At 72.6% G+C, this 13,742-nt stretch carries 14 protein-coding genes; 3 read left to right on the top strand and 11 right to left on the bottom strand.

All coding sequences use genetic code 11. The annotated features are described in order from the left end of the window. Positions 1-12: 12 nt before the first annotated feature. The 5 genes from C8N24_RS26940 to C8N24_RS26920 are packed head-to-tail and all read right to left on the bottom strand — an operon-like array spanning position 13 to position 4,581. Complete coding sequence (locus C8N24_RS26940; RefSeq protein ID WP_121255981.1) at positions 13-753, bottom strand: type 1 glutamine amidotransferase; 741 nt, start codon at positions 751-753, stop codon at positions 13-15. Beyond that, on the bottom strand, positions 746-1,456 hold the full coding sequence (locus C8N24_RS26935) for a class I SAM-dependent methyltransferase (protein WP_121255979.1): 711 nt from the start codon (positions 1,454-1,456) through the stop codon (positions 746-748). The genes C8N24_RS26940 and C8N24_RS26935 overlap by 8 nt, the downstream gene beginning before the upstream one ends. Next, entirely contained in the window at positions 1,453-2,805 is a 1,353-nt protein-coding gene (locus tag C8N24_RS26930; RefSeq protein WP_121255977.1) for a Mur ligase family protein, read from the bottom strand. Before C8N24_RS26930 ends, C8N24_RS26935 begins: the two co-directional genes overlap by 4 nt. Continuing rightward, the gene (locus tag C8N24_RS26925; RefSeq protein ID WP_245971978.1) at positions 2,802-3,680 is read right to left on the bottom strand and encodes a diacylglycerol/lipid kinase family protein; all 879 of its coding nucleotides are present in this window, start codon (positions 3,678-3,680) and stop codon (positions 2,802-2,804) included. Before C8N24_RS26925 ends, C8N24_RS26930 begins: the two co-directional genes overlap by 4 nt. A gap of 31 nt (positions 3,681-3,711) precedes the next feature. Next, positions 3,712-4,581, bottom strand: a complete 870-nt coding sequence (locus tag C8N24_RS26920; protein WP_121255975.1) for a LysR family transcriptional regulator — start codon at positions 4,579-4,581, stop codon at positions 3,712-3,714. 69 nt (positions 4,582-4,650) lie between these two features. Between C8N24_RS26920 and C8N24_RS26915 the strand changes: the two genes are divergently transcribed. Beyond that, positions 4,651-5,610 carry an aldo/keto reductase gene (locus tag C8N24_RS26915; protein WP_121255973.1) on the top strand — a complete coding sequence of 320 codons (960 nt, stop codon included), beginning with the start codon at positions 4,651-4,653 and terminating at the stop codon, positions 5,608-5,610. Here C8N24_RS26915 and C8N24_RS26910 read toward each other — a convergent pair. Then, the gene (locus C8N24_RS26910; RefSeq protein ID WP_170179451.1) at positions 5,596-6,399 is read right to left on the bottom strand and encodes an HAD-IIA family hydrolase; all 804 of its coding nucleotides are present in this window, start codon (positions 6,397-6,399) and stop codon (positions 5,596-5,598) included. The genes C8N24_RS26915 and C8N24_RS26910 overlap by 15 nt on opposite strands. A gap of 23 nt (positions 6,400-6,422) precedes the next feature. On the opposite strand from C8N24_RS26910, the gene C8N24_RS26905 reads away from it, so the two are divergent. Further along, on the top strand, positions 6,423-7,139 hold the full coding sequence (locus tag C8N24_RS26905) for a peptidylprolyl isomerase (protein ID WP_170179450.1): 717 nt from the start codon (positions 6,423-6,425) through the stop codon (positions 7,137-7,139). Here the strand turns inward: C8N24_RS26905 and C8N24_RS26900 are convergent. The 4 genes from C8N24_RS26900 to C8N24_RS26885 are packed head-to-tail and all read right to left on the bottom strand — an operon-like array spanning position 7,120 to position 9,878. Next, positions 7,120-7,695, bottom strand: a complete 576-nt coding sequence (locus tag C8N24_RS26900) for a methylated-DNA--[protein]-cysteine S-methyltransferase (protein ID WP_121255967.1) — start codon at positions 7,693-7,695, stop codon at positions 7,120-7,122. The genes C8N24_RS26905 and C8N24_RS26900 overlap by 20 nt on opposite strands. Then, complete coding sequence (locus C8N24_RS26895) at positions 7,692-8,147, bottom strand: RNA polymerase sigma factor (RefSeq protein ID WP_170179449.1); 456 nt, start codon at positions 8,145-8,147, stop codon at positions 7,692-7,694. The genes C8N24_RS26900 and C8N24_RS26895 overlap by 4 nt, the downstream gene beginning before the upstream one ends. Before the next feature lie 29 nt (positions 8,148-8,176). Beyond that, on the bottom strand, positions 8,177-8,809 hold the full coding sequence (locus C8N24_RS26890; protein WP_121255963.1) for a hypothetical protein: 633 nt from the start codon (positions 8,807-8,809) through the stop codon (positions 8,177-8,179). 7 nt (positions 8,810-8,816) lie between these two features. Then, on the bottom strand, positions 8,817-9,878 hold the full coding sequence (locus C8N24_RS26885) for an enolase-like domain-containing protein (protein ID WP_121255961.1): 1,062 nt from the start codon (positions 9,876-9,878) through the stop codon (positions 8,817-8,819). 29 nt (positions 9,879-9,907) lie between these two features. Here C8N24_RS26885 and C8N24_RS26880 point away from each other — a divergent pair, with 29 nt between their 5' ends. Then, positions 9,908-12,112, top strand: a complete 2,205-nt coding sequence (locus C8N24_RS26880) for a DUF2298 domain-containing protein (RefSeq protein ID WP_121255959.1) — start codon at positions 9,908-9,910, stop codon at positions 12,110-12,112. On the opposite strand, the gene C8N24_RS26875 is transcribed toward C8N24_RS26880, so the two are convergent. Then, positions 12,102-13,736, bottom strand: coding sequence for a flippase activity-associated protein Agl23 (locus tag C8N24_RS26875; protein ID WP_121255957.1), 1,635 nt, complete (start codon positions 13,734-13,736; stop codon positions 12,102-12,104). The genes C8N24_RS26880 and C8N24_RS26875 overlap by 11 nt on opposite strands. Between the last annotated feature and the right edge of the window lie 6 nt (positions 13,737-13,742).

Genomic DNA, 13,742 nt, shown 5'->3' with positions numbered 1-13,742 from the left:
GACTCTACCGAGTCAGATACCGGCAGCACGCCGGGCAGCGGCGTGCGCGGCGTCCTCGAGACGGTCGTCGAGCGGTGCCAGCTCACTTACCGCCAGGTGCAGGGCCGTTGCGGTCAACCAGTCGGCGAACCACGCGTTCTTGGGGAGCAGCGGGCCGTGCAGGTACGTGCCGACGACGGTGCCGTGGGCGCCGCCGCGGACGCCCTCGAAGCCCGAGCGGCCGTCGTTGCCGTGGCCTTTCAGGACCCGGCCGAGCGGGCGCGTCTGCGCTCCCAGGCGCGTCCGCCCGCCGTGGTTCTCGAAGCCGGCGAGCACGTGCGGCGTGCCGTCGAGCTCGACCTCGATGGCGACGTTGCCGATCAGCCGCGGGCCGTCCTCGCGCACGGTCTCCAGGTCGACCAGGCCGACGCCCGGCAGCTTGGTGCCGTCCAGGTCGTAGGCGTGGCCGAGCAGCTGGTAGCCGCCGCAGACGGCGAAGATGACCTTGCCGTCGTCGGCCGCCTTGTGCAGCGCCTCGCGCTTGTCGGACGCCATGTCCTCGGCGCACAGGGCCTGGTCGCGGTCCTGACCGCCGCCTACGTAAAAGAGGTCGTGCGCGTCGGGGTCGAGCGAGTCGCCGAGGCCGACGCCGCTCAGCTCGAAGCCGAGGCCGCGCCACTCGCAGCGGCGCTGCAGCAGCTGCAGGTTGCCGCGGTCGGCGTAGATGTTCATCAGGTCCGGATAGAGCGCGCACACGCGCAGGACGTCAGCCACGGAAGAGCACCACCTGGCTCGCGACGTGCTCGAGCGTCTCGGGGATGTGACGCAGCTCCTCGGCCTCGAGGCCGTGCTGGGCGGCCTCCTCGGCCAGCTGGCCCGGGGTGACGACCGCGAGCTCGATCAGGTCCTCGGTCGTGATCCGCTCCTGGTCGGGGCCGACGCGCTGACGCACGCGCTCGATCGAGGCCTTGTGGTCGTCGACGCGGATCGCGACGGGCTGCGAGATGAACGTCCAGCCGCCGTCGTGGCCGATGTCCGGCGCCGGCAGCGGCGGCGCCCCGTCGTAGGCCTCCAGCTCGGTGGCGATCGCGATCGCCAGCCGGCCGCCGGGGGCGAGCGCGCGCCGGACGGAGGCGAAGAAGCCGTCGCGCGCCGGCAGCAGCTGCACGGTCTGCATCGGGACGGCGATCAGGTCGAACGGGCGCTCGACCGTGAAGTCGGTGGCGTCGGCGGTGATCGTGGGGACGGCCAGGCCGGACTCCGTGGCGCGCTCGGTGAGCACCGCCAGCAGGTCACCATCGATGTCGAGCGCGGTCACGGCGTGGCCGTCGTAGGCCAGGCGCAGCGCGACCCGGCCGGTGCCGGCGCCGATGTCGAGCGTGGTCTGCGCCTCGCTCGCCAGCTCCTTCCAGAGCGGCAGGTCGGCCTCGTAGCGGCCGCACTCCACGTCGTGCCAGACGGCGACTTCCGGGGTCATCGCCAGTAGGCCTCCGCCTGGCCGCGGCGGGTGAGGATCTCGCGCAGCTCGAGCAGCGCGGTGTACGTGGGGACGACGTACAGCGGGCCGTCGCCGCTGGACAGCGCGTGGTCGAGGCCCTGCTCGAGGTCGTCGACGACGGTGATGCGGTCCGGGTCCAGCCCCGCGTACTTCATCCGCAGCGCCAGCTCGGCCGCGCGGGTGCCGGAGGCGGTGAAGTGCCGGACGCTGCCGACGAGCAGCTCCCAGTCGGCGTCCCACACCCAGGACACGTCGCGGCCGTCGGCGATCCGGTCGTTGAGGACGCCGAGCAGGTCCAGCTCCCGGCCTTCCAGCGCGAGGGTCCTGAGCACCTCGTTCGCCCCGGCCGGGTTCTTGACGAGCAGCAGCGACGTGGGGCGGCCCAGGTCCAGCGTCTCGGCGCGGCCGAAGGCGGGCGCGACGGCCTGCAGGCCCTGCACGACGTCCTCGATCGCCACGCCCAGGCTGAGCGTGAGCGCGGCGGCGCCGAGCGCGTTGTAGACGTTGTAGAGGCCCGGGAGCGGCAGCTCGACGCGGTGGCCGTTGAGGTCGAACGTCGCGTTGCGGATGCCATTGAGCTGCACGTTCGTGCCGACCACGGACGGCTCCGGGCGCTCCTGACCGCAGTTCGGGCACTTGTAGTGGCCGAGGTGGGCGAGGTAGACCGCGCTGTAGGTGTACGCGTGGCCGCAGCGGCGGCAGTGCTTGGAGTCGCTGGCGTGCTGGAGCTCGGGGAGCGCGAGCCGGTCGTCGTCCACGCCGAAGTAGGTCGGCTCGGGGGCGTGACGCCCGAGGTCGGCGACGAGCGGGTCGTCCGCGTTGAGCACGAGCCCGGCGCGGTTGCGGACGATCGTCGCCCAGCGGTCGGCGATGATCTCCAGCTCGCCGAAGCGGTCCAGCTGGTCGCGATAGAGGTTGCCGAGCAGCGTCGCGCGCGGCTCGAGCTCCTCGCTGACCTGGCCGAGCCAGAACTCGTCCACCTCGAACAGGCCGAAGTTGCCGGTCAGGCGGCGGCCGCCGCCGCGGGAGGCGTCGGCGAGCGCGGACGCGATGCCGCCCGCCATGTTCGCGCCCGCCCGGTTGTGGACGAGCTCGGCGCCCGTGCGCTGGAGGATCGACGCGACCATCGCGGCGGTGGTCGTCTTGCCGTTGGTGGCGGAGATGACGACGTTGCCGCGCTCGAGCCGCTGCGCGAGCCGCTTGATCGCGTGCGGCTCGACGCGGGTCAGCACCTTCCCCGGGAGGCTGGTGCCGCCGCCGCGCCCGGCGGTGCGCGCGAGCGTGCCGACCGCCTTGGCGGCGGCGACGCCGGCTGCGAGGCGGATCACTTGGGCGCCACCACCCGCAGCGCGCCGGGCAGTGCACGCACCGTCAGCGGCAGGTCGCCGATCGGGTCTCCGTCGGCGTAGGCCGTGAACGGGCGGTCGGCGCTGAAGCTGACCTCGGACCCTTGGATGAGCGTGAACGCGGAGTCCTTGACGTGGCTGCCGTTGAACACGCGGGGGAGGTTGCGCAGGTAGCGGAGCCTCGACTGCTGGGCGATCAGCACGACGTCCAGCTTGCCGTCCTCGAGCGACGCGTCGGGCGCCAGGTACATCCCGCCGCCGAACACGCCCGAGTTGGCGATCGCCACCGAGTAGCCGGGGAAGTCGAGCGGCTCGCCGTCGACGGCGACGGTCCAGGTGGCGGGCTTCCAGCGGGCGATCGCGCGCAGCACCCCGTAGGTGTAGACGAACGTGCCGAGCTTCAGCCGCGTCTCCAGCGCGACCCGGTTGACCTCCGAGTCGATCCCCGCGCTGAGGATGCCGAGGTAGACCGTGTCGTTGGCCTCGGCCAGGTCCACGCGCCGCTCGACGCCGCTGATCAGCAGCTTCGCGGCCTCGACCGGGTCGAACGGGATGCCGAGCTTGCGGGCGAAGTCGTTCCCGCGCCCGCCGGGCAGCACGACGAGCAGGCCGTCACCGTGGCGCACCTCGCCCGCGACGGCGCCGACGATCCCGTCGCCACCCATCGCGGCCACCACGTCCCCGTTGTCGCACGCCTCCCGGGCGAGCTCACGGGCGTGCTGCATCGACATCGTCTCGGCCACCCGGAACGGCCGGCCCTGGCCGCGCAGCGCGGCCTCGACCCCGGGGAGGAGGCGCAGCGCGCGCCCACCACCGGCGTGCGGGTTGACGATCAGGCAGACGGGGCCGTCGATCACGGCCGGGGAGGCTAGTACCCCCACGAGACGGTCACTCCGTCAGCTCGCGCACGATCGCGGCGAACGCGGCCACCAGCGGGTTGGCGTCGCGCTCGCGCCAGGCGAGCGCGATCCGCAGTGGGTCGACGTCCTCGATCGGCACCCAGACGAGGTCCGGCCGCGCGTAGAACTCGGTCATCGACGCGGGCACGATGCAGTACGCGGAGCCGTCGGCGACCTGCTCGAGCATCTCCTCGACGTTCTGGCTCTCCGGGCCCCAGCGCGGCGCCGAGCCGTCCGGCCTCGGGTTCACGGCCCACCAGTCGACCCAGTAGCGGGGCGCGAGCCGCGTCCAGACGATCGGGTCCGCGTTGAGCTCGTCGATCTCGACGGCCGCGCGGCCGGACAGCGGATGCGTGTAGGGCAGCGCGGCGAACCGCCGCTCCGTCGTCACGATCTCAGACCGCAGGCCCGTCGTGTCGGCGGGGAGCCACACGAAGGCGACGTCGCACTCGCCGTCGCGCAGCCCGGCGACCTCGCCGCCCCAGTCGTAGCGGCGCGGCTCGACGCGCACGTGCGGGAAGCGGGCGAGGAAGCGCGCGCGGGCCTGCGTCGACAGCAGGCCGGCGCCCGTGGCCTCGAAGCCGACCCGCAGCCGCCCGGTCTGCCCGCGCGCCGCGTCCAGCGCGGCGTCGAACGCGCGCACCGCCTCCGCACCGGTGGCCGCGAGCGCCTCGCCGGCCGCGGTCGGCGTCACGCCGCGGCCGCCGCGCGTCAGCAGCTGCACGCCCAGCTCGACCTCGAGCTTGCGCAGCGTCTCGCTCAGGGCCGACTGGCTCAGGTGCAGCTCCACCGCGGCGCGCGACACGCTCCCGTGCTCGACGACCGCGAGGAAGTAGCGGAGCTGACGGATCTCGGCCATCGGTGAAACCGATACCACGCCGCGGCGAGTCCTGTGGAGCCGAGCGGCCGTGGGGGAGACGATCGAGGCATGCGAACCCTCGGCTCCTTGACCACGTCGGACATCGGCTACGGCGCGATGGCCCTCGTGCCCGGCATGTACGGCGATTCCGACGACCGGCAGGCACTCGCGACCGTGCGTCACGCGGTGACCGCCGGAGCGACCCTCCTCGACACCGCTGACGCGTACGGCGCCGGTGAGAACGAGCGGCTCGTCGGCCGTGCGATCGCGGGCCGCCGTGACGAGGTCCAGCTCGCGACCAAGTGGGGCATCGTCTTCGACGGCGGGCGCACGTTGACCCATCACCATGCGCAGGAGATCCGCGTCGACGCACGTCCCGAGCGTGCCCGCGACGCACTCGAGGCGAGCCTGCGGCGGCTCGGGGTCGACCACGTCGACCTCTGGTACCTGCACTTCCCTGACCCCGGTGTCCCGCTCGAGGAGACCGTGGGCGCGATGGCCGAGCTGGTCGCGGAGGGCAAGGCCCGCCATCTGGGGCTCTGCAACGTCACCGCGGAGCAGGTCCTGGCCACCCACCAGCTGCACCCGCTCGCCGCCGTCCAGTCCGAGTACTCGCTGTGGACGCGCGACCCCGAGCGCGCGCTCCTGCCGGTGCTGTCCGAGCTGGGCGTCGGCTTCGTGCCCTGGTCGCCCCTGGGGGCGGGCTTCTTCGCGGGCGACGTCCGCACCGCCGACCAGGACTTCCGGGCGAATCACCCGCGCTTCGCCGGTGCGAACCTCGCCGCCAACCGCGACCGGTTCGCGCGGCTGCGCGACCTTGCGGACGAGCTGGACATCACGCCCGCCCAGCTCGCGCTGGCCTGGCTGCTGCACCGGGGTGAGCACCTGGTGCCGATCCCGAGCACGCGCACCCCGGCCCACCTGGACGAGAACCTGCGCGCCACCGACATCACCCTCGACGCGGCGGCGCTGGCGCGGATCGACGCGCTCGCCCCGGCCGGCGCCGCCAGTGGCTCAGCCCTCCTGTAGGACGAGCGCGCCCAGCGAGTCGGCGATGTGGGTGGGGTGGGGTTCGGCGCTCTCGGCGTCTTCGCGGGTCGCGCCGCCGGTCAGCACGAGCGCCTGGTCCATGCCGGCCCGGCGCGCTCCGGCGATGTCGTAGTCGAGCTTGTCGCCCACGCCGAGGATGCGGCCCTCGCCGAGGCGGTCGCGGGCGGCGTCGTACATCGTCGGCTCGGGCTTGCCGACGATCATCGACGCCTGACGGCCGGTCGCCGCCTCCACCGCCGCGAGGATCGCGCCCGTGCCCGGCCAGGGACCGTCCGGCATCGGGAAGGTCGCGTCGCGGGTCGCCCCGATCAGGTCGGCGCCACGGAGGACCGCCTGGGTCGCGACCTTGAGCTCCTCGAACACGAACGCGTCGTGGCCGCCGACGACCACGACGTCCGCGCGGGGCGCGAACGGGGTGCCGTTGACGATCCGCAGGCCGGCCTCGGCGACGTGGTCCACGAGCGCCTGCGAGCCGATCACGTACGCCGTGCCGCCGCTGATCCGCTCCGCCAGCGCGAACTGGACGGCCGCGCCGACGCTGAGGATCTCCGGCAGCGAGGCCTGGAAGCCGAGCCGCCAGAGCTTGCGGACGAACCCCTCGGGCGGGTGACGGACGTCGTTGGTGAGGAAGAGGACCGTCTTCCCCGCTTCACGCAGGGCGGCGACGGCGTCGACGGCGCCCGGCAGGGCTTCATCACCGACCCAGAGGGTGCCGTCGAGGTCGAGGAGGAAGTGGTCATACGGACGAACCGCGGCAGATACGGGCAAGGGCCGCATTATCCTTGCCCGCCGTGTCCCGACTCCGCGCGCTTCTCATCACCCCGGTCCTCGCACTCGCGATCGCGTCCTGCGGCGACGACGCGTCGAGCGGCGACGAATCCATCGCCACCCCCGAGCCGACCGCGGAGGCGACGACCGAGGCGCCCACCGCCAACGAGTTCCTGCCCGAGGGCTGCGAGAACGTCGAGGCGCCGGAGCCGCGCGAGGAAGGCACGCTGAAGGCGCCCAAGGAGAAGCTCGACAAGGGCAAGACCTACGTGGCGACCGTGTCGACCACGTGCGGCGACTTCAAGATCACCCTCGACGCCAAGCGCGCGCCGATCACCGGCGGCTCCTTCAAGTACCTCGCCGACCAGAAGTTCTACGACGGCCTGAACTTCCACCGCATCGTCGCCGACTTCGTGATCCAGGGCGGCGACCCGGCGGGCTCCGGCAGCGGCGGCCCCGGCTACTCGGTCGAGGAGGCCCCGCCGAGCGACCTGCAGTACACGCCGGGCATCGTCGCCATGGCCAAGACGGGCGAGGAGCCCGCGGGCACGTCCGGCTCCCAGTTCTTCGTCGTCACCGGCGCGGGCGCCGGCCAGCTGACGCCGGACTACGCGCTCGTCGGCGAGGTCACCGAGGGCATGGACGTCGTCGACAAGATCGGCGGCATCCAGGCGGACCCGAACACCGGGATGCCCGCCGCCCAGGTGATCATCAAGTCCGTCACGGTCGAAGAGCAGTAAGCCCTTCGAGCTCCAGCAGGGCGGCCTTGCGCTCCGGGCCGCCCCGGTAGCTGCCGAGCCGTCCCGTGCCCGGCAGCACGCGGTGGCACGGCACGATGATCGGCACCGGGTTGCGCGCGCACGCCGTGCCGACCGCCCGCGCCGCCTTCGGGTTGCCGGCCCGCGCGGCCAGCTCGCCGTAGGACACGGTCGCACCGCGCGGCACCGCCCGCAGCTGCTCGAGCACCGCGCGCCGGAACGGCGCGGCGGCCAGGCGCAGGTCGACCGGCAGCTCGGGCGTCACGCCGCCCTCGAAGTACGCCGACAGCGCGTCGCGCGACGCGGCCATCTCCCGGTCGGACGCGATCACGCGCGGCCCGAGCGCGGCCGCGACCTCGCTCAGCGCCACGTCCTCGGCCTCGGTGTCGAACGCGATCCGCACGACGCCCTCGGGGCCGGAGACCACCAGCAGCCGCCCGATCGGGGTCGACAGGCGCGTGAACAGCGCGTCGGCGAGACCTTCGCGGACGGCGGCGGCCGCGACGGACTCCAGCAGCGAATCAGGCAGCGGGCTCATGCGTAGCTCTCCCGGAGGGTGCGGACGGCGGACGAGACGCGCTGGCGCGCGGCCACGACGGAGCAGCCGAGCCGCTCCGCGATCCCGTCGTAGTCGAGGTCGTCGACGAAGCGCAGGCGGAGCGCCACCTGCGCGGTGTCGTTCAAGGGCGCGATGAGCCCTTCGAAGTCGTCGTCGTCGTGCGTGTCGTAGGACGCGACCACCGGCGGCTCGTCGACCAGCACCTCGCGGCGCACGCGGCGGTGATGGTCAATCGCCGTCGTGGTGGTCACGCGGTACAGCCACGCGCGCAGGTGCTCGGCGTGGCGCAGCTTCGGGTACGCGCGGAGCGCACGCAGGAGCGCGTCCTGCAGGACGTCCTCGGCCGCGTCGCCGGACAGGCGACGCGCGTGGACGAGCAACTCGTCCCCGTGCGTCTCGACGAGGGTCCAGAACGGTGGCAGCACATCCACTCCAACGGATGTGCTGCCGGGAATGTGAGCTACCGCTTGCCGCCGTACATCGACGCGCGTTGCTCGGCCACCCGCGCCCGTGCGGCGCGCTGGCGCCGCCGGCCGAGCACGGCCAGCACGGCGAGGACCACCAGCACGAGCAGGAAGCCGTAGAACCAGCGCGCGCTACCCAGGCCGCCGCCGAACGGCAGCGAGATGAGCGTGACGATGCCCGTGCCGAGCGCGATCACGGCCACGATGAACAGCACGACGAGCAGGATGCCGCCGATCCGGCGCGGCAGGCCGGCGCTCTTGGGCGGCGCGATGATGCCCATCACGCGCAGCATCAGCAGCTGGCGGTTGGTCGGCGGGGTGCCGCCGAGCTTCTCCGTGGCGGCCTTCAGGTCGCCCGGGCGGCGCTCGGCGAGCGCGAGCGACGCCTCGGCCATGCGGCGCAGCTGCAGGCGCTCCTGCGGGCGGGCGGCGGCGATCGCGGCGCGGAAGTGCACGCGAGCCTGCTCCGCGTCCATCCGCTCCGCCGCGCGGGTGCCGAGGATGGCCTGCGCAGCGGACTTGAAGCGCGTTTCCTTGAGCAGCTCCTCGTCGGAGCGCTGCTCCAACTGCTGCATGGCGTTCATCGCCGACTTGGATTCGATGCGGACCTGGCGGGGCTTGGGCGGCATGGGACTCTCAGTCTACGTTCCTACGAAATCCCACGGGCGCCGGATCGACGTCCAGCGGCGACTCCGGCAGGCCCGGCTCGGGATCGAGATCGTCGTAGCCGCCGGGCGCGATGTCGTTGGGCGCGTTCGGGTGGAAGATCGCGGCGAGCAGCTGCACCTGGCCGCGGCCGACGCCGAGCTCGTACTGACCGCCGCCGTAGGCGCCCATCCCGCGCTGCTCGCAGAACTCGTACGCCTCGAAGAGCGCCTTCACCGAGCCGAAGCGCGACGGCTTGAGGTTGACCGTCCGGGGGATCACCTTGCGGGCCAGGATGTCCTGCACGCTGTGGATCGGCGCGTCCCACGTGATCCGGTCCTGGAACGGGGCGAGCGCCTTGAAGGCGTCCTCGTCCTCGAGGTCCGGGTCCTCGAGCCAGGCGTCCGGGAACGTCTCGGCGATCTTGCGGTAGAAGGCCGGGTCGGTCTCCGCGTCGACGACCGTGCCCTTGTAGGTGCCCTTGAAGTCGATCGAGTCGACGGCGCCGGTCTGCACCAGCCCGTCGATCAGCTCGTCGGTCCAGTCCGGCGTGCCGTCGAGCTTGAAGCGGATGTCGGGGTAGCGGGCGAGCCGGCGTGTGACGGGATCGAGCGTCGGCGGCGTGCCCATGCGGCTGGAGACCACGAACGTCACCGGCTGCACGTCACGGCCGAGCACCTCGTGCAGCGACGTCCCCGCCTGGCGCAGCGCGAGGTCGAGCGCCGCCGACTCGAGGCCCCAGCGCCGGTAGGAGCGGTAGACGGGCTGCTCGGGCGTGTAGCCGGGGAACGTGTCGAGCGTGCCGAGGTGCTCGGAGAAGGCGTCGAACGTCCACTCGCCCGCCAGCTCGAGCACGGGGCCGGCCGCGAGCTGCGCCTCCTGGGCCGGGGCCTCGTAGGTGACGTCCTCGCCCTTGCCGGTCTCGCCCCCGCCTTCGAGCACGAACACGGTCGAGACGCGCTCGAACCCGGAGGAGACCATCCGGGCGAGCCGCTCGAGCGAGTAGGACTCGAGTTTCAGCGGCAGATCGGCAATGGAGTCGTAGAGCGCCATGGCGGACCAAGGTACTCTCCCCGGCCGCGATGCTGGACGCGCTCGGGCTCTTCCTGGTGATCGAGGTGGTGGGCCTGGCGGCCGCACCGCTGACCGCGCTCGTCCTCGGCCGGCTTCCGGGCGCGGGGCTGGGGTTCAGCAAGATCTTCGGGCTGCTGCTCGTCACCTGGCTCGTCTGGATCGCCGGGTCGCTGCACATCGCGCCGTACGGCAAAGGGCTGATCATCGGCGCGGGAACGCTGGTGGCGGTCGCCGGCGTGCTGGTGGGGCTGCGGCTGCGGTCGCTGGACCCGGATGCGGGCTCCAAGCGACTGCGCCGGCTCGCGCTTCCGCAGGACCCGGTGCGCCGGCGGCTGTTCTGGGGCGCGGAGCTGGTGTTCGCGGCCACGTTCGCGGCAGGCGCGCTGTTCGCGGCGCACGCGCCCGACGTCTGGAACACCGAGAAGCCGATGGACATGGCGTTCATCACCGCCATCAACGCGAGCGACCACTTCCCGCCGCACGACCCGTGGATGAGCGGCGAGACGCTCAACTACTACTACCTCGGGCACGTCGCGCTGGCGTGGCCGCTGCAGCTGCTCTCGCTGCGCCCGGACGCCGGCTACCTGCTGTCCTGGGGCCTGCTGCTCGCGCTGACCGCGACCGCCGTCTACACGTTCTCCGGCACGCTGTGGGCCGCGGCCCGCACCGCGCTGGGGGAGCGGGCACCGCGCGGCGGCCCGGTGCTCGCCGGGCTCGTGGCGGCCGCGCTGGTGGCCATCCTCGGCAACCTCGCCGGCGTCCGCGCGTGGATCAAGGCCGAGGACCCGCCGACCGACTACGCGTGGTTCGACCCCTCGCGCGTGATCCCGGACACGATCAACGAGTTCCCGTCGTTCTCGTTCATCCTCGGCGACCTGCACGCGCACGTGATCGCGCTGCCGTTCACGGTGCTCGCGATCGCGTTCGCCATGCAGATCGCGCTCGCGGGGCCGCGCGGCGACGCGCTCTGGCGCTCGGTCAGCGAGGCGCTGGCCGCGGCGCTGGCGATCGGGATGCTGTACGCGATCAACTCGTGGTCGTACCCGGTCGCCGCCGGCCTGCTGGCCGCCTCGGTGGTGATCTGGCTGCGGACGCCGGAGGCCAAGGGGCGGACGGGCTACGCGATCGTGTGGCTGGCGGTGGTGCTCGTCGCCAGCATCGCGCTGATCCTGCCGTTCGTGCTCGACTTCGAGCCCGAGTCGCGGGACGGCGTGCTCGGCGTCGTCGAGACACGGCGGGACTTCAAGCACTGGCTCGGCGACCACGCGCTGATCTACGGCATCCTGCTGTGGCCGCTGATCGGGCTGTTCGCGCGCCGCCTGCTCGACGCCCGTCATCCCTGGCGGTGGGCCGGCTGGGGCCTCGCGGCGGCGCTCGTCTTCGGCGTGCTGCTGACCGCGAAGAACCTCACGGGCGCGGCGGTGATGGCCGCCGGCCTGCTGGTCGGCGTGTTCGCCGCGCTGGACCGAGGCCTCTCACAGCCCGCGCGCTTCCTCTGGGTGCTGGTCGCGGGCGGCGCGGCACTGCTGCTCGTCCCCGAGCTCCTCTACCTGCGCGACGCGTTCGACAACAGCGCGCTCGAGCGCATGAACACGGTCTTCAAGGCCGGCTACCAGGCCTACCTGGTCCTCGGCCTCGCCGCGGGCGTCGCGCTGCCGTGGGCGGCCGTGTGGCTGCCGCGCTGGAGCTGGCCCGTGTGGGCGAGCGGGATGGCGGTGCTGCTCGTGCTCGGCCTCGTCTACCCGTACGCGGGCGGCTACGCGCGCACCGGCGGCTACGCGAACGGCCCGACGCTCGACGGCCTGCGCTGGCTGAAGGCGAGCTCACCGGGCGACCCGGCGGCGATCGCGTGGATCCGCGATCACACGGACGGCGACGCCGTCGTGCTCGAGGCGTTCGGCGAGGACTACAGCGCGTTCGGACACGCGCGCATCTCCACCTTCAGCGGCCGCCCGACCGTGATGGGCTGGGCGGGCCACGAGGTGCAGTGGCAGCACGACCCGGGCACGCGCTCGGCCGACATCCAGGCGCTCTACCAGACGACCGACGTCACGCAGGCCCGCGCGCTGCTCGGCCGCTACGGCGTGCGGTACGTGGTGGTCGGCCCGATCGAGCAGACCACCTACGGCGACGCGGGCACGCCGAAGTGGGACCAGCTCGGCGACCGGGTGTTCTCGCAAGACGGCACGTCCGTCTGGCGGATCACCGCTTGATGTAGAGCCACTCCTTCATCCCGCCCGTGGGGTTCCACACCTTGCGCTGCGTGATGTAGCGGAAGAGGTTGCCGACGTTCACGCCGGCGGGGTAGTCGCGGACCCACCAGACACGGAAGTCGAACTGGCGGCCGTCGTAGGGCGCGAGCTGGCCGGCCTGCTCCATCCGCGCCTTGCTGGCGTCGGTGAGGATCAGGACGTCGGCGGTCGGCGGCTGCGCGCCTTCCTGCTGCATGTCGAGGTAGTTCGGGCCGAGGTGGCGGAAGTACCACGCGTACGGGAACGTCGCGCCCTCGGCGGAGTCGACCAGGATGCTCAGCGGGGTCGCGCCCGGGCCGCGGCTGTCCGCCAGCGCCTGCACCTGGTCGGCGACCTGCTTGACCTGCGTCGCGGACTGCGTGGACACGAGGAACTCGCGCGGGTCGGTGCCGCGGTCGTGGTTCACCCACCAGGAGCTCAGGAACACGTACACGAGCGCCACGCCGGCGAACGCGAGGCCGGCGGCCTTCAGCCCGCCGCGGGCCTGCCAGATCGCCTGGATGCCGACGCCGGCGAGCAGGATGCCCGGCAGCAGCGGGTGCAGCACGAGCCACGCGAACTTCTCGCCCGCCCACGAGTAGACGGCCAGGCTGAGGAAGAAGTCCCAGAGCAGGAACGCGGAGAAGATCGCGTTGCGCCGCCACAGCGAGACCGCGCCGATCGCGCCGAGGATCAGCATCGGCCACTCGATCGTGACGAGGATGAAGCTGTAGAACGCCGGCGACTCGCCGCCGCGGCGCACCTCGTGCTGGCCGAGCCAGTAGTCGAGGCCGGTGACGACGCCGTCGTAGAGCCCGCCCGGGTGCGTCAGGAACGTCGTGAACAGCAGCGTGAAGACGCCCGCGAACGCGGCCACGAACCAGCCCCAGCCGTCCCAGCCCGGGATCGTCAGCGCGCGCAGGATCGTGCGGCGCCAGTCCGGGATCAGGAAGCAGAACAGGAAGAACGTGCCCATCACGAACAGCGAGATGAACGTCGTCTCCTTCGTGGCGAACAGCAACGCGAGCAGGACGCCGATGACCGCCGGGTGGTACTTGCGCGGGTGCTCGATGCCGCGCCAGATCACGACGATCAGCGCGAGCGAGAGCGACGCGAAGTAGATGTCCTCGCGGGCGAAGCGGCTGAAGTAGAGGAAGCTCGGGCCGAAGGCGAGGAACACCGCGGCGGCGAACGCGCCGCCGCGCCCGAGCAGCGTGCGGCTGCGCAGGCCCCAGCACATCGGGATCATCGCCGCGCCCATCAGCGCGGGGGCGAGGCGGGCCGTGAAGTCCGAGTCGCCGAACAGCACGTACATCAGCGCCGTCAGGTAGAAGCGGAACGGCCCGTGCAGCAGCGGGTTGTACTCGTAGTCGCCGCTCTCGCGGAACAGGAACGAGAAGTACGCGTCCTGGCTCTCGTCGTGGTGGAACGCGCGCTCGCCGAGGGCGATGAAGCGCACGATCACGCCGACGACGAGCAGCGCCACCCACAGGCTCAGCTCGCGCTTGTCCTGGTCCGCGAACCACTCCTTGACGTTGCGGCGCCGCGCGCGGGCGGGCGCCGGCTCGGTCGCGGTCGTCGGGTGGTGGGCGGCGATCTCGGTCATCGTCTC

Source organism: Solirubrobacter pauli (genome assembly GCF_003633755.1).
In the GTDB taxonomy this organism is placed as follows: Bacteria; Actinomycetota; Thermoleophilia; order Solirubrobacterales; family Solirubrobacteraceae; genus Solirubrobacter; species Solirubrobacter pauli.
The sequence above is the reverse complement of the archived record's forward strand: the minus strand, read 5'-3'. Positions and strand labels throughout refer to the sequence as shown.